Source organism: Streptomyces sp. WAC07094 (assembly GCF_036320405.1).
In the GTDB taxonomy this organism is placed as follows: Bacteria; Actinomycetota; Actinomycetes; order Streptomycetales; family Streptomycetaceae; genus Streptomyces; species Streptomyces lannensis.
Map to the genome: position 1 here is coordinate 6,383,448 of NZ_JAVMJZ010000001.1, position 19,804 is coordinate 6,403,251.

At 71.6% G+C, this 19,804-nt stretch carries 18 protein-coding genes; 9 read left to right on the top strand and 9 right to left on the bottom strand.

The window, feature by feature from the left end:
• The first annotated feature begins 77 nt into the window (after positions 1 to 77).
• The gene (locus tag RCR19_RS28255; protein WP_331267681.1) at positions 78 to 1,661 is read left to right on the top strand and encodes a TROVE domain-containing protein; all 1,584 of its coding nucleotides are present in this window, start codon (positions 78 to 80) and stop codon (positions 1,659 to 1,661) included.
• 144 nt (positions 1,662 to 1,805) lie between these two features.
• On the opposite strand, the gene RCR19_RS28260 is transcribed toward RCR19_RS28255, so the two are convergent.
• Positions 1,806 to 3,257, bottom strand: a complete 1,452-nt coding sequence (locus tag RCR19_RS28260; protein WP_331267682.1) for an MFS transporter — start codon at positions 3,255 to 3,257, stop codon at positions 1,806 to 1,808.
• 157 nt (positions 3,258 to 3,414) lie between these two features.
• On the opposite strand from RCR19_RS28260, the gene RCR19_RS28265 reads away from it, so the two are divergent.
• Positions 3,415 to 3,981, top strand: a complete 567-nt coding sequence (locus tag RCR19_RS28265) for a TetR/AcrR family transcriptional regulator (RefSeq protein WP_059128758.1) — start codon at positions 3,415 to 3,417, stop codon at positions 3,979 to 3,981.
• 60 nt (positions 3,982 to 4,041) lie between these two features.
• On the opposite strand, the gene RCR19_RS28270 is transcribed toward RCR19_RS28265, so the two are convergent.
• The 7 genes from RCR19_RS28270 to RCR19_RS28300 all read right to left on the bottom strand — a co-directional run bounded on the left by RCR19_RS28270 (position 4,042) and on the right by RCR19_RS28300 (position 11,414).
• Complete coding sequence (locus RCR19_RS28270; RefSeq protein ID WP_331269581.1) at positions 4,042 to 5,247, bottom strand: TerD family protein; 1,206 nt, start codon at positions 5,245 to 5,247, stop codon at positions 4,042 to 4,044.
• A 92-nt stretch (positions 5,248 to 5,339) separates the two neighbouring features.
• Positions 5,340 to 6,329, bottom strand: a complete 990-nt coding sequence (locus tag RCR19_RS28275) for a zinc-dependent alcohol dehydrogenase family protein (protein WP_331267683.1) — start codon at positions 6,327 to 6,329, stop codon at positions 5,340 to 5,342.
• Positions 6,326 to 7,171, bottom strand: a complete 846-nt coding sequence (locus tag RCR19_RS28280; RefSeq protein WP_059128755.1) for a carbohydrate ABC transporter permease — start codon at positions 7,169 to 7,171, stop codon at positions 6,326 to 6,328. Before RCR19_RS28280 ends, RCR19_RS28275 begins: the two co-directional genes overlap by 4 nt.
• Positions 7,168 to 8,106 (bottom strand): sugar ABC transporter permease, encoded by a 939-nt coding sequence (locus RCR19_RS28285; RefSeq protein ID WP_331267684.1) that lies wholly within the window; start codon positions 8,104 to 8,106, stop codon positions 7,168 to 7,170. Before RCR19_RS28285 ends, RCR19_RS28280 begins: the two co-directional genes overlap by 4 nt.
• Entirely contained in the window at positions 8,103 to 9,473 is a 1,371-nt protein-coding gene (locus RCR19_RS28290) for a sugar ABC transporter substrate-binding protein (RefSeq protein WP_331267685.1), read from the bottom strand. The genes RCR19_RS28285 and RCR19_RS28290 overlap by 4 nt, the downstream gene beginning before the upstream one ends.
• Positions 9,474 to 9,570: 97 nt before the next feature.
• On the bottom strand, positions 9,571 to 10,341 hold the full coding sequence (locus RCR19_RS28295) for a DeoR/GlpR family DNA-binding transcription regulator (protein WP_059128752.1): 771 nt from the start codon (positions 10,339 to 10,341) through the stop codon (positions 9,571 to 9,573).
• Positions 10,342 to 10,604: 263 nt separating this feature from the next.
• Entirely contained in the window at positions 10,605 to 11,414 is an 810-nt protein-coding gene (locus RCR19_RS28300; protein WP_331267686.1) for an NAD(P)-dependent oxidoreductase, read from the bottom strand.
• A gap of 301 nt (positions 11,415 to 11,715) precedes the next feature.
• Here RCR19_RS28300 and RCR19_RS28305 point away from each other — a divergent pair, with 301 nt between their 5' ends.
• Positions 11,716 to 12,657, top strand: a complete 942-nt coding sequence (locus tag RCR19_RS28305) for a 5-dehydro-4-deoxyglucarate dehydratase (RefSeq protein WP_331267687.1) — start codon at positions 11,716 to 11,718, stop codon at positions 12,655 to 12,657.
• The gene (locus RCR19_RS28310; protein ID WP_331267688.1) at positions 12,654 to 13,817 is read left to right on the top strand and encodes a hypothetical protein; all 1,164 of its coding nucleotides are present in this window, start codon (positions 12,654 to 12,656) and stop codon (positions 13,815 to 13,817) included. The genes RCR19_RS28305 and RCR19_RS28310 overlap by 4 nt, the downstream gene beginning before the upstream one ends.
• Here the strand turns inward: RCR19_RS28310 and RCR19_RS28315 are convergent.
• Positions 13,754 to 14,986, bottom strand: coding sequence for an MFS transporter (locus RCR19_RS28315; RefSeq protein ID WP_331267689.1), 1,233 nt, complete (start codon positions 14,984 to 14,986; stop codon positions 13,754 to 13,756). The genes RCR19_RS28310 and RCR19_RS28315 overlap by 64 nt on opposite strands.
• Before the next feature lie 201 nt (positions 14,987 to 15,187).
• Here RCR19_RS28315 and RCR19_RS28320 point away from each other — a divergent pair, with 201 nt between their 5' ends.
• The 5 genes from RCR19_RS28320 (at position 15,188) to araD (ending at position 19,726) form a co-directional block, all read left to right on the top strand.
• Positions 15,188 to 15,607: a DUF6010 family protein gene (locus RCR19_RS28320; RefSeq protein WP_331267690.1), complete on the top strand. Its 420-nt coding sequence runs from the start codon at positions 15,188 to 15,190 to the stop codon at positions 15,605 to 15,607.
• Between the two features lie 77 nt (positions 15,608 to 15,684).
• The gene (locus tag RCR19_RS28325) at positions 15,685 to 16,272 is read left to right on the top strand and encodes a TIGR03086 family metal-binding protein (RefSeq protein WP_331267691.1); all 588 of its coding nucleotides are present in this window, start codon (positions 15,685 to 15,687) and stop codon (positions 16,270 to 16,272) included.
• Positions 16,273 to 16,443: 171 nt separating this feature from the next.
• Positions 16,444 to 17,100 carry a GntR family transcriptional regulator gene (locus RCR19_RS28330; RefSeq protein ID WP_331267692.1) on the top strand — a complete coding sequence of 219 codons (657 nt, stop codon included), beginning with the start codon at positions 16,444 to 16,446 and terminating at the stop codon, positions 17,098 to 17,100.
• On the top strand, positions 17,097 to 18,008 hold the full coding sequence (locus RCR19_RS28335; protein ID WP_331267693.1) for a dihydrodipicolinate synthase family protein: 912 nt from the start codon (positions 17,097 to 17,099) through the stop codon (positions 18,006 to 18,008). The genes RCR19_RS28330 and RCR19_RS28335 overlap by 4 nt, the downstream gene beginning before the upstream one ends.
• Entirely contained in the window at positions 17,996 to 19,726 is a 1,731-nt protein-coding gene (araD, locus tag RCR19_RS28340) for an L-arabinonate dehydratase (protein WP_331267694.1), read from the top strand. Before RCR19_RS28335 ends, araD begins: the two co-directional genes overlap by 13 nt.
• Positions 19,727 to 19,804 lie beyond the last annotated feature (78 nt).

The window sequence follows — 19,804 nt, forward strand, 5'->3', positions numbered from 1 at the left end:
CGCCGACCCCTGAACTCGGGCACCCTTCCTTTGCCGTGCCTCCATCCGGAACGGAAACGAATTCGGGGGAATTCAGCATGGCGCGATTCAACACCAGGGCCGCCAAGGGGCAGCCGACGTCACGGGTCACCTCGACGGGGCGCGTGCTGCGCACCTACGAGGGCGGCCGCGGCCAGGAGCGCGACCCGCGCTCGGAGTTGTTCCTGCTCGCCGTCTCGAACCTCGTCGCACAGCGGACCTTCTACGAGACCGGCGCCGACCGCGACGACCGGTTCGCCGCCCTCGTGCGCCGGCTCGCCGTCACCGACCCGTCCTGGACGGCCGGCCTGCTCGGCTGGCTGCGTGGCGAGGGGAACCTGCGGACGGCCTCGGTCGTGGGCGCCGCCGAGTATGTGAAGGCACGGCTCGACGCGGGCGCGACCGACGGCCCCGCCAACCGTCAGGTCGTCTCTTCCGTACTGCAGCGGCCGGACGAGCCCGGTGAGTTGCTCGCGTACTGGACCTCGGCCCACGGCCGGAACGTGCCCAAGCCGGTCAAGCGCGGCCTCGCCGACGCCGTACGGCGCCTCTACCACGGCAAGGCGCTGCTGAAGTACGACACAGCCTCCAAGGGCTACCGCTTCGGTGACGTCCTCAACCTGGTGCACGCTGCGCCCCATCCCGGCAAGCCGTGGCAGGGCGAGCTGTTCCGGTACGCGCTCGATCGCCGGCACAACCCGGACACCGCGCTGCCGCCCGCCTCGAGCACCGTGCTCACGGCGCACCGCGAGCTGATGGCGATCCCCGTGGAGCAGCGGCGCGCCGTCGTCACGGCTCCCGGCGGCGCCGAGCGGCTCGCGGCGGCGGGGATGACCTGGGAGGCGCTGGCGGGCTGGCTGCAGGGTCCGATGGACAAGGCGGCCTGGGAGGCCGTGATTCCGTCCATGGGCACCATGGCACTCGTGCGGAACCTGCGGAACTTCGACGAGGCCGGGGTGTCCGACGAGGTGGCCGCCCGGGTCGCCGCGCGGATCGGCGACCCGGTCGAGGTGGCGCGATCGCGGCAGTTCCCGTTCCGGTACCTCGCCGCCCACCGGCACGCGCCGTCGCTGCGCTGGTCGTACCCGCTGGAGCAGGCGCTCGGTCACTCGCTGGCCAACGTGCCCGCGCTGCCGGGCCGCACACTGGTGCTCGTGGACCGCTCGGGCTCGATGTTCTACTCGCGCCTGTCGGACCGCTCCGAGCTCACCCGGGCCGACGCGGCGGCGGTCTTCGGAACGGCGCTCGCGCTGCGGGCGGCGGACGCGGACCTCGTCGAGTTCGGAACCGGAAGCAGCACGGTGGGCTTCCGCAGGGGCGAGTCGGTGCTGAAGGTCCTCGGTCGCTTCGGCGACCTGGGCGGTACCGACACCACCGGGGCGGTCCGCCGCCACTACGGCGGTCACGACCGGGTACTGATCGTCACCGACGAGCAGTACACCAACAGCCACCACGGCGACCCGACCGAGCAGGTCCCGTCGCATGTGCCGGTCTACACCTGGAACCTCGCCGGGTACAGGGCGGGCCACGGCCCGTCGGGCCGTGGCAACAGGCACACCTTCGGAGGCCTGACGGACGGCGCGTTCCGGATGGTGTCGCTGCTCGAGCGGGGCAGCGACGGTCGGTGGCCGTGGCTCGAGTGAGCGGTCCGGGCTCGCCCCGCTCCGCGCGGTGATCCGCGGGGAGCGGGGCGGCCCGCGTCGCCGCGCGGTCCGGCGCCGACGCGCCGAGGGGGCCGGCCCGCATCCGCGGGGGCGCCGCCCGTCGAGCGCGGGCGGCGCCGAGTTCTAGGGGATCGGGCGCGCCTTTTGCGGCCGGGTGCCCGTGATGACGAACGCCGAGACCAGCAGCGCGGTGAGCGCGATGAGGGCGCCGACCCCGAACGCGCGGGCCGCGCCGTGGGTGAGGATCTGAGCGGGGGAGCCGGCCGCGTGCCGGGTGGCCGTGCCGTAGACCGTCACCAGCGCGGAGAGGCCGAGGGTGCCGCCGAGCCACTGCAGGGTCTGGAGCAGACCGGAGGCTGCGCCCGCCTCGCGGGGCCCGATTCCGGCGAGGACGGTCGCGTTCAGGGGCATGAAACTCAGGCCGACGCCCAGCCCCATCAGCAGCAGCGGACCGAGCAGGCCGGTGGCGTAGCCGTCGCCGGGCCGCAGCCGCCACAACCATCCGGTCGCCACGGCGAGCAGGGTCATGCCGGTGAGCAGCACCGGCTTCACACCGAGTCGGGCGAGCAGTCGGGGCACGACGCGCACGGTCGTGAACATCACGAGGGTGAGCGGAAGGAAGGCGAACCCCGTGCGCAACGGGCTGTAGTGCAGCACCTGTTGGCAGATCAGAGTGAGGAAGTAGAACGCGCCGAACATGCCCGCGGGCAGCAGCAGCACTCCCGCGTAGCCGCCGGCCCGGTTGCGGCTCGTGAGCAGACGCAGCGGCAGGATCGGCTGTCCGGCCCGGGACTCGATGAGGGTGAACCCCGTGAGCAGTGCCGCCGCGGCGCCGAGGTCGAACAGTGCCCAGGGGTCGGTCCAGCCCTGTTCCGAGACGCGGATCAGCGCATGCACGAGGGAGGCCGTGCCGGCCGTACCGGTGAGCGCGCCCGCGGTGTCGAACCGCCCCGTACGGCGCGGGGTTTCGGTCACGAAGCGGGGCAGGGCGACGGCGACCGCGATGCCGATGGGCACGTTGATCAGCAGGGCCCAGCGCCAGGACGCCCAGGTGGTGAGCATGCCGCCGAGGACCAGGCCGAGCGAGGCGCCGATACCGGCCGTCGAGGAGTAGACGCCGAGCGCGTGGTGGCGGCGTGGGCCGTCCGGGAAGTTGGTGGTGATCAGGGCGAGGGTGCTGGGGGCGACGAGGGCGGCGCCGACGCCCTGGAGCGCGCGGGCCGCGAGCAGCCAGGAGCTGTCGGTGGCGAGACCGCCGAGGAGGGAGGAGAGGGCGAAGAGCAGGACGCCGACGGTGAGTGTGCGCCGTCGGCCCGCGATGTCGCCGATGCGGCCCCCGAGCAGCAGCAGTCCGCCGAAGGCGAGCGTGTAGGCGTTGAGCACCCAGGACAGGCCGGTGCGGCTGAAGCCGAGGCCTTGCTGGATGTCGGGCAGCGCGACATTGACGACGGTGGAGTCGACGCCGACCATCAGGTAGGCGGTGACGACGATGAAGAGGACGGTGCCGAGCCTGGCGGCTGGTGGTGGTGAGAGGAGCGCGTCGACGGTCGTGGACGGTGCGGACGGGGTGGCCATGGAGTTCTCCCGTTTTCGGCGTCCCCGGCCGGGTGCGGGCAGCACGGAGGAACGGTGCGCGGGCAGGACAAGACGCCCGCGGAGATAACCGGGGACTGTCTCCGTTTAGTGCTCGATAAGATACGGAGAGGGTCCCCGGTTCGCAAGGAGTAACTGGATGTCGCAGGTCAGACCCATGCGAGCGGACGCCCGTCGCAACTATGAGCGGTTGCTGAAGGCGGCGGCCGTCGCATTCGCCGAGCACGGGGAGAACGCGTCGCTCGATGACATCGCCAAACGGGCGGGGGTCGGATCCGGCACGCTCTACCGGCACTTCCCGACGCGTCAGGCACTGCTGGAGGCGGCCTACGTCGACCGGATCGAGGCCATCGCCGCCCGCGCCGACGAGCTCGCGAAGGAACTGCCGCCGGGCGAGGCGCTGGTGGAGTGGCTCAACGAGCTGTGCGCCGGAACCATCCAGGTGCGCGGGATGAAGGCCCTGCTGGGATCGGCCGTCACGGACGGCAGTTCGCTGGCCGTCACGGCGTGCGGCACGTCCATGAAGGAGGCGGCGGGGCGCCTGGTCGAGGCGGCGCAGCGGGAGGGGACCCTGCGGGAGGACCTCGAGCCGATCGAGGTGCTGCGCCTCGCGCACGGGGTGGCGACGGCCTCGGAACTGGCCGACGGCCGGGGCGAGCACATCCGCCGCTATCTGTCGCTGCTCACCGACGGGTTGCGGCCGTAGCAGCCCGGCCGCCCGCGGGCTCCCGGGTGAAGGGGAGCCCGCAGGTGTCCTGCCCGGGGACTAGAGGGCCTGGGCCGCCGGCTTCACCATGTTCCGCACCGTGCGGGCCTTGACGAAGTCGCCCATGGCCGTCATCTCCCACTCACCGGAGAACTGCCGGATGAGCTTGGCCATCATGACGCCCGTCTGCGCTTCGGCGCCGGTGAGGTCGAAGCGGACCAGCTCCTGGTCGGTGGCGGCGTCCACGAGGCGGCAGTAGGCCTTGGCGACCTCCGTGAACTTCTGCCCGGAGAAGGAGTTCACGGTGAACACGAGGCCGGTGACCTCCTGGGGCAGGCGTCCGAGGTCGACCACGATGACCTCGTCGTCGCCCCCGCCCTCACCCGTGAGGTTGTCGCCGGAGTGCTTGACGGAGCCGTTCAGGATCGTCAGCTTGCCGAAGTAGCAGCTGTCGATGTGATTGCGCTGCGGGCCGTACGCGATGACGGACGCGTCCAGGTCGATGTCCTTGCCCCGGAAGGCGGGCTCCCAGCCCAGGCCCATCTTGACCTGCGAGAGCAGCGGGCGGCCGCCCTTGACGAGGGAGACGGTCTGGTTCTTCTGAAGGCTGACGCGGCCCTTGTCGAGGTTGATCTTTCCGGCGCCGGGAACGGGGGCGGGCGGAGCCGGGGGGGCGGGCGGAGCGGGTGGGGCGGCCAGGGTGGGCGCCGGCGGGGCGACGGGCGGCTGCATCGGCGGCGCGGCCGGGGCGACGGGCTGGGCGGGCGCGACCGGCTCCTCCACGCTGACCCCGAAGTCGGTGGCGATGCCCGCCAGGCCGTTCGCGTAGCCCTGGCCGACGGCACGGGCCTTCCATGCGCCGTTGCGGACGTAGACCTCGACGACGACCAGGGCCGTCTCCGCGCCGAGCTGGGGCGGGGTGAAGGTGGCGAGGACGGAGTTGTCGTCGGCGTTGCGAACGGTGGCCGTGGGCTCGATGCCCTGGAACGTCTGACCGGCGGCGTCGGGGCTCGCGGTGACGACGATCTTCTCGATACCGGGGGGCACGGAGGCGGTGTCGACCATGATGGCGTCGGGGTTCGTGCCGCCGCCCGAGCGGTAGGTGACGCCCGGGCCCGAAGGCTGGTTGTAGAAGATGAAGTCGTCGTCGGAGCGCACCTTGCCATCGGCGGTGAGCAGCAGGGCCGACACGTCGAGCCGCACCGGGGCGGCGACGTCGACCGTCACGCGAGTGGCTCCGAGCGGGATGTTCGAGCCGGGGGTCATAGCTGTCATGACCTGTGAACGAGCGGGACCGCTTTACCGTTCCCTTACCAAGAGGGCCGAACGGATGACACGCCCGGCCCCTGCCCGCGACGCTACGGCACCACCACGATCTTGCGTCCCACCCCCGCCGCGAACTGCTCCAGCGCCTGCGGATAGCGCTCCAGCGGGATCCGGTCGCTGATGAAGATCTCGGGGTCGAGCACACCGCCCGCGAACAGCTCCGCCGCCCGCTCGTAGCTGTGCAGCACCGCCATCGAGCCGGTGATCGTGATCTCCTGGTTGTAGATCCGGTACGGGTCGATGGTGACCCGCGTCGCGTAGTCCGCCACGCCGAACTGCAGGAAGGTGCCCGCCTTCGCCACCCGCCCGAGGCCGTCCTGGATCGCGGCGGCGTTGCCCGTGGCGTCCACCACCACGTCCCAGCCCTGCGGACGGTCCAGTTCGTCCGCGCTCGCGGCGGTCGCCGAGACGCCCAGCCGCTGCGCGGTCTCCAGGCGCGCCGGGTTCAGGTCGACCACCTCCACGCTCGCCGCGCCCGTCCGCTTGGCCAGTTCCAGCATCATCAGGCCCATGGTCCCGGAGCCGTAGACGAGGACGTGCGCGCCGAGACGGGACTGCAGGACGTCGTAGCCGCGCACCGCGCAGGACAGGGGTTCGATCAGCGCCGCGTCCTCGGTGCGGATGTGCTCGGGGAGCTTCACGCAGTTGGCGACCGGGGCCACCGCGTACTGCGCCGCCCCGCCGGCCGTCGTCACGCCGATGGCCGCCCATCGCTCGCAGAGGTTGTTGTGGCCCGTACGGCAGTACCGGCACTCGTAGCAGTACAGCGAGGGGTCCACGGCCACCTGGTCGCCGACGGACACCTCGGTGACCTGGGTCCCCACCGCGACCACTTCGCCCGCGAACTCGTGTCCCGGCACGATCGGCAGCTTGGGCGCGAACTCGCCCTGGAGGATGTGCAGATCCGTGCCGCACAGACCGCAGGCCGCGACCTCGACGACGACCTCGCGGGGCCCGGGTGCCGGGTCGGGGACCTCTGAGACGACGGCGCGGCCCACGGACTCGATGACGGCGGCCTTCATTTCACGGCTCCCAACGACAGGCCCTGGACCAGCTTGTCCTGGGCGGCGAACCCCGCGGCGAGCACCGGCAGGGAGATGACGAGCGACGCGGCGCACACCTTCGCCAGGAACAGGCCCTGGCTGGTGATGAAGCCGGTCAGGAAGACGGGGGCGGTCTCGGCGACCACGCCCGTGAGCACCCGGGCGAAGAGCAGTTCGTTCCAGCTGAAGATGAAGCAGATCAGGGCGGTGGCGGCGATGCCGGGCAGCGCAATCGGAGCCACCACACGGGCCAGGACCGTCGGCAGCCGGGCACCGTCGATCTGTGCCGCCTCGATCACCGCCACCGGGACCTCGGCGAGGAACGACTGCATCATCCACACCGCGATGGGGAGGTTCATCGAGGTGTAGAGGATGACCAGCAGCCAGATGTTGTCCAGCATCCCGGCGTTCTTCGCGAACAGGTAGATCGGCAGCAGTCCCGCCACCACCGGGAGCATCTTGGTGGAGAGGAAGAAGAACAGGACGTCCGTCCACTTCTTCACCCGGCGGACGGAGAGCGCGTAGGCCGCGGGGAGGGCCAGCAGCAGGACGCACAGCGTCGACACCAGCGACGCCACGGTCGAGTTGATCAGTGCGGGCCAGGGGCTCGCCCCGCCGCCCACGCCGAAGAAGTCACGGTAGCCGTCCAGGGTCAGGGCGGCGCCGAAGGACGGCGGGTTCGTGGCGGCGTCGGCCTCCGAGTGGAACGACGTCAGGGCCATCCAGGCGATGGGCAGGAAGAACAGCAGACCGATCAGCCAGGCCAGCAGGCCGAGGCCCGCTCCGCGGCGGCGGCGAATGCGTACGGCGACGGCGCTCATGCGCGGGACACCTCCTCGCGGAACAGGGACGACACCACGCGCAGGGCGAAGGTCGCGATGACGATGGAGCCGATGACGACCAGGACGCCGGCGGCCGAGGCGAGGCCGTTCTCGTGGGCCTGGTAGAAGCTCTGGTAGACGGTGTAGGGCAGGTTCGCGGTGCCCAGGCCGCCGGACGTGAGCGTGAACACCGCGTCGAAGTTCTGCACGATGTAGATCGAGCCGAGCAGGGCGCCGAGTTCGAGGTAGCGGCGCAGGTGCGGCAGTGTCAGATGGCGGAAGATCTGCCAGTCGCTCGCGCCGTCCACCCGTGCCGCCTCGATCTGCTGATGGTCGCGGCTCTGCAGGCCGGCCAGCAGGATCAGCATCATGAACGGCGTCCACTGCCAGACCAGCGAGGCCTCGACCGCGAGGAGCGGGACGTTCGAGATCCAGTCCGGCTGGGGGCCGCCCACGTAGTGCAGCAGACCGTTCAGCAGGCCGTATTCGGGGTTGTAGAGCACGTGCTTCCACAGCAGGGCGGCGGCGACCGGGACCACCAGGAAGGGGGCGATCAGCAGGGTGCGGACGATGCCCCGGCCGCGGAACCTGCGGTCCAGCAGGAGCGCGAGACCGAGGCCGAGGATCAGGCTGACCAGGACCACCGCGGCGGTCAGCAGGACCGTCGTCCACACCGAGTGGCGCAGGTCGGGGTCGGTCAGGACCTGGTGGTAGTTGTCGAGCCCCGTGAAGTGGCGCGCCTTGGGGTAAAGGGCGTTCCAGTCGAAGAACGAGATCACCAGCGTGGCCACGAAGGGCAGCTGGGTCACGACGATCATGAAGATCAGGGCCGGCAGGAGCGGCGCCCTGGTGGCCCAGGAGCGCAGCCGGGCGGAGGGCGGACGGGCGGTGCGTGCGGGTGTCGCGGCCATGGAGGCCGTGGTGGTGGCGGTCATCGTCCCTCGTACTCCTTGGAGATCTGCTCGGCGAGCTTCTGGGACTTGTCCAGGGCCGACTCGACGGACTGGCGCCCGGCGACGGCCGCGCTGATCTCCTGGGAGACCTTGGTACCGAGGTCGGTGAACTCGGGGATGCCGACGAACTGGATGCCGGGCGCGGGGCGCGGCTGGACCCCGGGGTCGGTGGGCCGGGCGCCCTCGATGGCCTCCCGGGTCATGTCCTGGAAGGAGGCCGCCTCCTTGCGGTAGGCCGCGTTCTCGTACGTGGAGGCGCGCTTGCCCGCGGGTACGTTGGCCCAGCCGCTGGTGTCACCGACGAGCTGCTCGTACTCCTTGCTGGACGCCCAGGAGACGAACTTCCAGGCCTTGTCCGGGTTCCGTGACGCCTTCTGCAGACCCCAGGCCCAGGTGTAGAGCCAGCCGGAGTTCTGCGTCTTCTTGACCGGCGCGGGGGCGTAGCCGAGCGTGCCCTTGACGGGTGAGTCGGGCGCTTCCAGGAGGCCGGCCGCGGAGGTGGCGTCGTACCACATGGCGACCTTGCCCTGGGTCATGTTGTTCAGGCACTCGGCGAAGCCGGACTGGGCGGCGCCCGACTCGCCGTGCTTACGGACCAGATCGACATAGAACTTCGTCGCCTTCTCGAACTCGGGCGAGTTCAGGTGCGCTTTCCAGCCCTTGTCGAACCAGGTGCCGCCGAAGGTGTTCACCACCGTGGTGAGCGGAGCCATGAGTTCGCCCCAGCCGGGCAGTCCGCGCAGGCAGATGCCCCGCATCCCGGGCTTCGCGCCGTCCGCCTTCGCGGCGAGATCGGCCACCTGCTGCCAGGTGGGGTGGGCGGGCATCGTCAGCCCCTTCTCGGCGAAGACGTCCTTGCGGTACATCAGGAACGACGACTCGCCGTAGAAGGGCTGCCCGTAGAGCTTGCCGTCGTCCCCCGTCAGGGACTGCCGCATCGGCTTGAGGACGTCCTGCTCGTCGTAGGCGCGGTCCGCGGAGACGTACGAGTCCATCTCGTGCAGCCAGCCGTTGCGGGCGTAGATCGGTATCTCGTAGTTGCTCAGGGTGGCGACGTCGTACTGGCCCGCCTGGTTGGCGAAGTCCTGGCTGATCTTGTCGCGGACGTCGTTCTCCGGCAGGACGGTGAAGTTCACCCTGATGCCGGTCTCCTTGGTGAAGTGCGCGGCGGTGAGTTTCTGCAGTTCCACCATCTGCGGGTTGTTGACCATCAGCACATTGATGGAGTTGCCGCCGGAACCGGACCCGCCCGCCCCGACCCAGCAGCCGGAGAGAAGCGGGGCGAGCAGCGTCCCTGCGGCGGCCGTGGCGAGCATCGCTCGCGGCCTCCGTCGGCTCTGGGTGCGCATGGATCGCTCCTGGACGTATGGGGAGATAAGGGGCGCGATCGGCGTGAGTGCGTCCCTTGGGGAGTGGGTGGTGCTTTTCAGATGTCCTCGGGCCCTCTCAGACCCGGATGACCTGAGGGCCGAGCAGCGAGTAGCGGTGCGCCTCGGACGCCGGCAGCAGTGTGCTCGTGACGATCGCCTCCAGGGCGCCGACCTCCGCGAAGCGGCAGAAGCTCACCGCCCCGAATTTGGTGTGCACGCCCGCGAAGACCGTGCGCCGGGAGGCGCGGATGGCCTGGGCCTTGACCTCGCTGACCGCGGGGTCCGGTGTGGTCAGCCCGTGCTCGCGGGAGATGCCGTTGGCGCCGATGAACGCCAGGTCGACGACGAATCCGGCCAGCATCTTCGTCGTCCAGTGGTCCACGGTGGCGAGGGTGCCGGAGCGCACCCGGCCGCCCAGCAGCAGGACGGTCGTGTTCTCGGCCTCCGCGAGCGCACCCGCGGTGGCCAGGGATGCCGTCACCACCGTCAGCGGCCGGTCCCGTGGCAGCGCCTCGGCGATGAGCTGCGGGGTGAAGCCCTCGTCCACGAAGACGGTCTCGGCATCCCCCAGCAGCTCGGCCGCGGCGGCCGCGATACGGCGTTTCTCGGGCACATGGCTGGTGGCGCGGAAGGCGAGGGTCGTCTCGAAGCCGGCGCTCTCCACGGGATAGGCGCCGCCGTGGGTGCGGCGGACCAGTCCGTGGTCCTCCAGGGCGCGCAGATCGCGACGCACGGTCTCCTTGGCGACGCCCAGTTCCGTGGCGAGCGAGGTGACGTCGACCGAACCCGTGCGGCGGGCGGCCTTGACGATCTCGCGTTGACGTTCCTCCGCCGTCTTCGCCGTCATCGCCCACACCTGCCTTTCACCGTGCTGCGTGCTGTGCCCGTTCGGGCCCCGTGGGGTCCTTGGGGGATGTTCTACAGCCGGTGTGCGACGGTGACCAGGCCTGTTGCGCGCCCGACTGTGCCCGATCCCGCCCGAACGGCTCACCGTGCGCCCGTCTCGGACCTGCGCGGGAACGGGGCGGCGGGTGGGATCGGGCAGCATCGGTGCCCGAAAAGCGGAGCGGGCGGGCCCGTTCGGTGCCCGCCCGCTCCTGCCGTGCCCGGTCAGTACGGCCAGATCGGCGGGTCCGTGACGAAGTGACCACCCAGACGTTCGTGGGCCGGGTTGCCCTCCTCCAGCTCACCCTGCTCGGCGACGAGCTTCTCGGCGAAGGGCTCGGAGTCGTCCCTCGGCTCGTAGCCGAGCGCCCGGGCGGTGGTCAGGTCCCACCACAGGCGGGTGTTCGCGGACGATCCGTAGACGACCGTGTGCCCCACGTGCTCTGCGGTCAGCGCCGCGTGGAAGAGCCGGGCGCCGTCCTCGGGGCTCATCCAGACCGAGAGCATGCGGACGCTGGTCGGCTCGGGGAAGCAGGAGCCGATGCGTACGGAGACCGTTTCCAGCCCGTGCTTGTCCCAGTAGAGCTGGGCGAGGTCCTCGCCGAAGGACTTGGACAGTCCGTAGAAGGTGTCGGGCCGGCGCGGGGTGTCGATCGGGATCAAGGGGTCGTCGCCCCGGGGGCGCGGGGCGAAGCCGACGGCGTGGTTGGAGGAGGCGAACACGATCCGGCGCACGCCTTCCTCGCGGGCCGCCTCGTACAGGTGGTAAGTGCCCTGGATGTTGGCCTTGAGGATCTTCTCGAACGTGGACTCCAGGGAGATGCCCGCGAGATGGACGATCGCGTCGACGCCGCGCACCGCCTCGCGCAGGGTCTCCCGGTCGGCGAGGTCGGCGGTGATCGCGTCCGGCTCGCCCTCGATCGGCCGGAGGTCGAGGAGCCGCAGCTCGTAGCCGTACCGGGGCAGCAAGCCCCGCATCAGGGTGCCGAGTCCGCCGGCGGCGCCGGTGAGCAGAACGGTGCGGGGAGCGGGCATCCTCGGGTCTCCTTGTCCTCGGCTCGTGCGCCTCCGGGGCACCCCGGGGGTTCACTTCTGGAGGCAGCGGCCGCATTCATGTACAGCATTCACATTCATGGACACGCTACGAAGCGTTCGCGTGCCCCGTCAAGTGTCGCGCGAGGAGGCGGAATCCGCTGCTGAGTTGCCCGTTTGTGCGCTTGACCTGCCGCGAGAGGCACCGTAGCGTGGGCGCGTTCAGAGACATGGACATGGATCAGAAACGTGCACCGAGTACGAGGTCCGGTCCACATATGAGCCCTTGTTCAAGGGAGAGCCCGTGTCGCCAGCCCCTCTTGCCGCTCGCCTCAGCATCCCCAGTGGGCCGCTGTTCTTCCCCGTGACGGCGTACGGACCGGACGGCTCCGTCGCCCTCGACGTCTACCGCGCGCATGTCCGCGCGGGCGTCGAGGCGGGCGCCGCGGCCGTCTTCGCGTGCTGCGGCACGGGCGAGTTCCACGCGCTCACGCCCGAGGAGTTCCAGGCGTGCGTCCGTGCGGCCGTCGAGGCGGCGGAGGGACGAGTGCCGGTCGTGGCCGGTGCGGGCTACGGGACCGCGCTCGCCCGGCGCTACGCCGGGCTGGCCGAGGAGGCCGGAGCGGACGGGCTGCTCGCCATGCCTCCCTATCTTGTGCTCGCCGGGCAGGAGGGACTGCTGCGGCACTACCGTGAGCTGGCCGCGTCGACCTCGTTGCCGACCATCGTCTACCAGCGCGACAACGCCGTGTTCACACCCCGCACGGTGGTCGAGCTGGCCCGCACCGACGGCGTCATCGGCTTCAAGGACGGGCTCGGCGACCTGGACCTGATGCAGCGCATCGTGAGCACCGTACGGACCGAGGTCCCGGGCGACTTCCTCTACTTCAACGGACTGCCGACCGCCGAGCAGACCCAGCTCGCCTACCGCGGCATCGGCATCTCCCTCTACTCCTCCGCCGTGTTCTGCTTCGTCCCGGAGATCGCCCTCGCCTTCCACAGGGCACTGGGCACCGGCGACGACACCACCGCCCACCGGCTCCTCGACGGCTTCTACCGCCCGTTCGTCGAACTGCGCGCCCAGGGCCGCGGATACGCCGTCTCGCTCGTCAAGGCGGGGGTGCGGCTGCGCGGCCTCGACGTCGGCGAGGTGCGGCCGCCGCTGCACGAACCCTCCGAGGACCACGTCAAACAGCTTGCCCGGCTGATCGACCACGGTTACGAACTGCTGCGGGAGGGCGCGTGAAGGCCTCGGCGTTCCTCTACCCCTGGGACGTCGTAGGCGACCCGCGGGCCGCGGACCGCGTGGCCGCCCTGGGGGTCCGGCAGGCGACGCTGGCGTCGGCGTACCACTCCACCCGTGCGCTCACCCCCCGGCATCCACGCCACCGCGTCGTGACGGCCCGCCACGCTGCCGTGCTCTACCCGCCGGACGCGCGCTGGGAGGGGCGCGTCCCGCGTCCGTACCCGGCCGGGGAGTGGGCCCCGGGTGATGCGTTCGGGGCGGCCGCCGAGGCGCTCGCCGGCGCGGGTCTCGAGGTGCACACCTGGGTCGTGCTGGCGCACAACTCACGGCTCGGGGAGGAACATCGGGGGACCTCCGTGGTCAGTGCCTACGGCGACCGCTATCCGTGGGCGCCGTGCATCGCCCAGCCGGACACACGCGCGTACCTCGTCGACCTCGCCGCCGAGGCTGCCGTGCGGCCCGGTGCGCGCGGCACCGAGCTGGAGTCGCTCGGCTGGTACGGCCTGGCCCATCTGCACGCGCACGACAAGATCGGCGGAGTCGCGCTCGGGGACGCCGGGCACTACCTCATGTCGCTGTGCTTCTGCGAGAGCTGCCGTGAGGGATACGAGGCGCAGGGTGCGGACCCCGGAGCACTGGCCGCGGCGGTACGCGCCGCGCTGGAACCGGTGTGGCGCGGCGCGCCGTCGGACGGTGGCTGGGCGGGCGTCGAGAAGCTCCTCGGCGAGTCCGGGGCGGCCGCCACGCGCGCATGGCGTGAGGACGTGGCGCGCTCCCTCCAGGAGGCGGCGGTGGCGGCGGTCCGCGCCGCCGCGCCCGAAGGCTTCCAGGTGCTGCTGCACGCGGACCCGGTGTGGCACCACTGCGGGGCGAACGCGGGGGTCGACCCCGCGCACATCCTGTCCGTCGCGGACGGGGTGGTGGTGCCCTGCACCGGTGGCGCGGGCCTGCTCGGGCCGTTCGCGGAGCAGGGCGGGGAGGGATCCGTTCTCGCGGCCAACTTCACCGTCGTCTCCGGCATGGGCGGCGCCCCGCGGACGCTGGAGCGCGACGCGCGGGAGGCGGCGGAGCTGGGCGCGACGGAACTGCGGCTCTATCACGCCGGGTTGGCGTCCGACGGCGACCTGGAGGCCGTGCGGGACGCCCTTGCGCGGCTCTGAAGCAGCACCCCGGCCGTGACCAGCAGCGCCAGGCCCAGCGCGACCAGCAGCGGCCGGTAGTCCACCAGCTCGACCAGCGCCGCTCCGGCGGCCAGCCCGATCACGTTCGGCGCGAAGACCAGGGTGTTGGCCGTGGCCGTCGCTCGGCCCAGCAGCGCACCCGGCGTCTCGCGCTGCACGGCGGTGAGCGCGGCGATCAGCACACAGGGCAGCCCCGCACCGTTCGCCAGGCTGCACACCACGGCCACCGCGTCGGAGGGAACCGCCCGTGCGGCGACGGCCACGGCCGTGAGGGCGATCCCGCAGGCCCCGAAGAGATGGGGGCCCAGCAGCCGCAACGCGGGTCCGGACACCAGCCCGATCGCCACCGAGCCGACACCCTGGACGGCGTAGAGCACACCCGCGTAGGCCGGGGAGTGCCCAAGGCCCGCGACGATGGCGTAGACGAGCGCTCCGCAGACACCCGTGAACAGCATGGTGCTACCGCCGGCCAGCACCAGGGGCCGCAGTCGCGGATGCGCCCACAGATGGCGGGCGCCCTCGGCGGTCTGCGCGCGCCAGTCGCCCGAAGCCTGCCGCGGCCGGTCCTCGTGGACGCGGAGTAGCGCGCACAGACCCGCGGCGAGCACGAAGGTGACCGCGTCCAGGAGCGCGACGCCCGGGCCGCCGTACACCGCGTAGAGGCCCGCTCCGGCCAGTGGGGCCACGAGCTTCATGCCCTCGTTGGCCGTCATCCGCAGCCCGTTGAAGTCGCCCAGCAGCGAGGGGTCGACGGCGGCGGTGACGAGCGCCGACTCCGCCGCGTCCTGGACGACGCCCGAGGCGCCGTAGACGAGCAGGACCGCGAACAGCAGCCACAGGCGATCCGGGGAGTCGACGGTGACCAGGGCGACCACCAGGGCGGCCAGGAGCAGGTTCACACCGATCAGCAGCGGCTTGCGCCGGATGCGGTCGGCCACCGTGCCGAGCAGCGGTCCGGCCAGGGTCGGAGCCCACAGGGCGAAGACGCAGAGCGCCGCCAGGCCGTTCGAGCCCGTGAGGTCCTTGACCCACACCCCGGACACCAGCCACAGCGCCGACGTACCGAAGCCGGAGATCACCACCTGGGTCAGATACAGCCTTGCGTTGCGGTCGCGCAGCAGGCGCGCCCCGGACCATGTCGTCGTCATGCCTGGTCATCGTGGTTCTAAGGAGGTGCCTACGGGATGGGGCAGGTGCCCTAAAGACAGGTCGGCGGGCGGCCCGCGGACGGGAATCCGTCGGTAGCTGTCACTAATTCCGCTGGGGAGCCCGGATGCGCGGGCCTAGCGTGTGAGCCGTCCCCGCGCCGGCCGGCCGCGTCACCCGTACGACCCCGGAAAGGCAGTCCCGTGCAGTGCCTCGCGCCCGTAGCCATCGGCGTCCTCTATGCGGTCCTCATGTCCCTCCTGCGCGAACCGCGTCGGCGGCGCGTCAACGCGGTCATGCTCGCCGGAGCGGGCGCCGCCTATCTCAGCGGCGGCGGTCTCGGCGCCGGGGAGTTCGCGTTCACCGCCCTCGTCACCTACGTCGCCTACCGGGGCCTGGAGTCATGGACGTTCATCGGCGTCGGCTGGCTGCTGCACACCGGGTGGGACGTCGTGCACCATCTCAAGGGCAACCCCATCGTCCCCCTCGACCACGGCTCCTCGCTGGGCTGCGCGATCTGCGACCCGGTGATCGCGCTGTGGTGCCTGCGCGGCGGGCCCTCGGTACGTGATCTGCCGCGCGGCAGGCGGCGCGCGGCCGTCAGGGAACACACGGCTCCCTGAAACGGAGGGCGCGGGAGCGATGAGTTCGGCGGTCCGCGTCGGTCAACCTCTCGAGTGAAGAGGACTCGGAGGACAGAATGACCGACACGATCGTCGATCTCGGACCGCAGGCGCGCATCGTCGCCCGGCTCGCCGCCGGGGTGCGCGACGAGCAACTCCTGGACGCGACGCCCTGCCCCGGCTTCACGGTGCGCACCCTGCTGGGCCATCTGCTGGGGCTGGCCGTCGCGTTCCGGGACGCCGGGCGCAAGGATCTCGGCGTCACCACGGACACCGGTCCGGACGCCACCGAACCGGACGTCGGGCCGGGATGGCGCGAGGAACTGCCGCTGGTGCTCGACCAGATGGCCGAGGCCTGGCGTGACCCCGCGGCCTGGGCGGGTGAGACCCGCGCCGGTGGAGTGGCTCTGCCGGGCCGGGTCGCGGGCGCCGTGGCGGCCGACGAACTGGTGGTCCACGGCTGGGACCTGGCCAGGGCCACCGGCCAGGAGTACGAACCGGACGGGGGGGCGCTCATGGCCTCGTACGGCTTCCTGGCCGCCGCGGCCGACGACCCGGACCGCGGTGGCGGCCTGTTCGGTCCGGTCGTGCCGGTTCCGGCCGACGCCCCACTGCTCGACCGGGCGATCGGCCTCAGCGGACGGGACCCCGACTGGAAGTCGTGAGCGGCCGATTCCTGCCGCACGGTGGGCAACCGCGGTGCGGGGCACGAGGGTTCCGGGTCCCGGCTTCCCTGGTCCTGAGCGTTGACGGACGTCCCGCACGCCCCTAGGTTCATCGCGTCGTACTTCATACGTCATATATGAGACGCGATATACGAGACCCGAGAGGCGTGCATGACCTCTGTGCCCACACCGATCCCCTCCCGCACGCAGTTCGTGCTGGAGGGGATCAAGCACCGCATCCTCACCGGGCAGCTCTCGCCCGGTCGGCCCCTGGTCGAGACCGAACTCGCCGCGCAGTACGGGGTGTCGAAGACGCCCGTACGAGAGGCGCTCAAGACCCTCGCGGGGACCGGGCTCGTCGTGATGAGCCAGTACAAGGGCGTCACGGTGCGCATGGTGGATGCGGACATGGCACGGGAGGTCTACGACGTCCGGCTGCTCCTCGAGCCGGAGGCACTGCGCCGCTCCGTGCGGCGACGGGCCGTGCTCGACGCCGCGTGTGACGCGCTGGACCGGGCCGACGCGGCGACGGACACCGCCGAACGCTCGCTGGCCAACCGGGAGTTCCACCGCGCCCTGTATCTCCCCTGCGGCAACCCGCTGCTCGGCCGGATGCTCGACGAGGTCCGCGACCAGGCCGCCCTGGTCTCCGCCGTCGCCTGGGCCGCCGATCCATCCTGGGCGGCGGAGGCCGCCGAGCACCGGGAGATCCTGCGGCTCGCCCGGCTGGGCGACGCGGACGGCGCAGCGAGCGCTCTGCACGACCACATCGCGTCGTTCCTCCATCGGGCGTTCCCCGGTACCCGGCAAGAGGAGGGCCGGCGATGAGCGGCGTCGCGTTCGACACCCAGCGGGCGGCCCTGGCCGATGTGGTCGCGATCCCGGTGACCCCGTTCGCCGAGGACGGCACCGTCGACCGGGACGTCCACCGGGCGCTGCTGCGGCGGCTGCTGGACGGCGGGGTCAGGACCCTGACCCCGGGCGGCAACACCGGTGAGTTCTACGCCCTCACGCCCGGGGAACGGCGATCGGTGACCGAACTGACCCTCGAGGAGGCGGGGGAGTCGGCCACCGTGCTCGTCGGTGTCGGGCACGATGTGCCCACCGCCGTCGCCACCGCCCGTCACGCGGCCGAACGGGGCGCCGCGATGGTGATGGTCCATCAGCCCGCGCATCCCTACGTCTCTCCCGCGGGGTGGGTCGACTACCACCGGGCCATCGCCGAGGCGGTGCCCGGTCTCGGGGTGGTCCCCTATGTCCGCGACGCCCGGCTGCACGGCTCCCGGCTCGCCGAACTGGCCGACCACTGCCCGAACGTCATCGGGGTGAAGTACGCCGTCCCGGACGCCGCCCGGTTCGCCGCCTTCGCGCGGGACGCCGGTCTGGACCGCTTCGTGTGGGTGGCCGGCCTCGCCGAGCCGTACGCCCCCTCCTATTTCTCGGCGGGCGCCACCGGCTTCACCTCCGGGCTGGTGAACGTCGCCCCGGCGATGTCGCTGGACATGATCACGGCGCTGCGGTCCGGCGACTACCGGGCCGCCATGAAGGTGTGGGAGCGGATCCGCAGCTTCGAGGAACTGCGCTCTGCCGACGGCTCCGCCGACAACGTCGCCGTCGTCAAGGAAGCCCTCGCCTCGCTCGGCCTGTGCCGCCGCAGCGTGCGCCCGCCGAGCCGGACGCTTCCCGGGCAGACACGCGCCGAGGTCGCCCGCATCGTCGCCGGGTGGTGCCTGTGAGGAAGCCCGAGGAACTCCGCAGCCACCAGTGGTACGGCACCGAGGGGCTGCGCTCCTTCAGTCACCGGGCCCGCACGCGCCAGCTCGGCTACCTCCCCGAGGAGCACCTGGGCAAGCCCGTCATCGCGATCCTGAACACCTGGTCGGACATCAACCCCTGCCACGTCCATCTACGGGACCGCGCCCAGGCGGTCAAGCGGGGCGTGTGGCAGGCCGGCGGCTTCCCGCTGGAGTTCCCGGTCTCCACCCTCAGTGAGACCTTCCAGAAGCCGACCCCCATGCTCTACCGCAACCTCCTCTCCCTGGAGACCGAGGAACTGCTGCGCTCCTATCCTGTCGACGGGGCCGTGCTGATGGGCGGCTGCGACAAGTCCACGCCCGCGCTCCTCATGGGCGCCGCCTCCGCCGACCTGCCGGCCGTGTTCGTGCCCGCCGGGCCCATGCTGCCGGGCCACTGGCGCAGTGAGGTCCTCGGCTCGGGCACCGACATGTGGAAGTACTGGGACGACAAGCGTGCCGGGCTCATCGGCGACTGCGAGATGTCGGAACTGGAGAGCGGGCTCGCCCGTTCGCCCGGGCACTGCATGACCATGGGCACGGCGTCCACGCTCACCGCTGCCGCCGAGGCCCTCGGGGTGACCGTGCCCGGTGCGTCGAGCATCCCGGCCGTCGACTCCGGGCACGAGCGCATGGCAGCCGCGTCCGGACGCCGGATCGTGGAACTCGTGCTCCAGGACCGCAGGCCGAGCCACATCCTCACGCGCGAGGCCTTCGAGGACGCGGTCACGACGGTCCTGGGGCTCGGCGGTTCCACCAACGCCGTCATCCATCTGATCGCCATGGCCGGCCGGGCCGGAGTCCCGCTCACCCTCGACGACTTCGACCGCATCGCGCGGACGACGCCCGTGCTCGCCAACATCCGGCCCGGCGGCGACCGGTACCTCATGGAGGACTTCCACTTCGCGGGCGGCCTGCCGGGCTTCCTGTCCCGGATCCCGGACCTGCTGCACCTGGACCGGCCGACGGTCTGCCACGACACCCTGCGCGAGCAGATCGCGGGAGCCCGGGTGCACGACGACGACGTCATCCGGCCCCGCGACAACCCGGTCGCGCAGGAGGGCGGGGTCGCCGTGCTGCGCGGCAACCTGTGCCCGGACGGTGCCGTCATCAAGCACATCGCCGCGGAGCCGCACCTGCTCGCGCACACCGGGCCCGCGGTCGTCTTCGACGACTACAGGACGATGCAGCGGACCATCGACGACCCGGCGCTCGGCATCACCGCGGACAGCGTGCTGGTGCTGCGCAACGCCGGTCCGAAGGGCGGACCCGGGATGCCCGAGTACGGGATGCTGCCCATCCCCGGCCATCTGCTGAAGCAGGGCGTGCGGGACATGGTCCGGATCTCCGACTCCCGGATGAGCGGCACGAGTTACGGCGCGTGCGTGCTGCATGTGGCGCCGGAGTCGTATGTCGGCGGCCCACTGGCGCTCGTACGCACCGGCGACAGCATCACGCTCGACGTCGAGGCGCGCACCCTCCGGCTCCATGTCGACGACGAGGAACTGGAGCACCGCCGTGCACGATGGACCCCGCCCCCGGCGCGCTACGAGCGCGGCTACGGCGTGCTCTACAACGGCCAGATCACCCAGGCCGACACCGGCTGCGACTTCGAGTTCCTGGCACGGCGCGGCGAGGTGCCCGACCCGTACGCGGGCTGAGGCGCACGGTGCTCCCGCGCACCGGACCTCCTGTACGGAGCGGAATCCGATTCCGTAACACGGAGAAAACCTGAAACC

Coding starts and splice junctions, on each gene's coding strand:
- RCR19_RS28330 (WP_331267692.1), top strand. CDS start 16,444: ATGACCTCTGTGCCCACACCGATCCCCTCCCGCACGCAGTTCGTGCTG.
- RCR19_RS28290 (WP_331267685.1), bottom strand. CDS start 9,473: ATGCGCACCCAGAGCCGACGGAGGCCGCGAGCGATGCTCGCCACGGCC.
- RCR19_RS28335 (WP_331267693.1), top strand. CDS start 17,097: ATGAGCGGCGTCGCGTTCGACACCCAGCGGGCGGCCCTGGCCGATGTG.
- RCR19_RS28285 (WP_331267684.1), bottom strand. CDS start 8,106: ATGACCGCCACCACCACGGCCTCCATGGCCGCGACACCCGCACGCACC.
- RCR19_RS28295 (WP_059128752.1), bottom strand. CDS start 10,341: ATGACGGCGAAGACGGCGGAGGAACGTCAACGCGAGATCGTCAAGGCC.
- RCR19_RS28270 (WP_331269581.1), bottom strand. CDS start 5,247: ATGACCCCCGGCTCGAACATCCCGCTCGGAGCCACTCGCGTGACGGTC.
- RCR19_RS28260 (WP_331267682.1), bottom strand. CDS start 3,257: ATGGCCACCCCGTCCGCACCGTCCACGACCGTCGACGCGCTCCTCTCA.
- RCR19_RS28300 (WP_331267686.1), bottom strand. CDS start 11,414: ATGCCCGCTCCCCGCACCGTTCTGCTCACCGGCGCCGCCGGCGGACTC.
- RCR19_RS28280 (WP_059128755.1), bottom strand. CDS start 7,171: ATGAGCGCCGTCGCCGTACGCATTCGCCGCCGCCGCGGAGCGGGCCTC.
- RCR19_RS28265 (WP_059128758.1), top strand. CDS start 3,415: ATGTCGCAGGTCAGACCCATGCGAGCGGACGCCCGTCGCAACTATGAG.
- RCR19_RS28275 (WP_331267683.1), bottom strand. CDS start 6,329: ATGAAGGCCGCCGTCATCGAGTCCGTGGGCCGCGCCGTCGTCTCAGAG.
- RCR19_RS28255 (WP_331267681.1), top strand. CDS start 78: ATGGCGCGATTCAACACCAGGGCCGCCAAGGGGCAGCCGACGTCACGG.
- RCR19_RS28325 (WP_331267691.1), top strand. CDS start 15,685: ATGACCGACACGATCGTCGATCTCGGACCGCAGGCGCGCATCGTCGCC.
- RCR19_RS28315 (WP_331267689.1), bottom strand. CDS start 14,986: ATGACGACGACATGGTCCGGGGCGCGCCTGCTGCGCGACCGCAACGCA.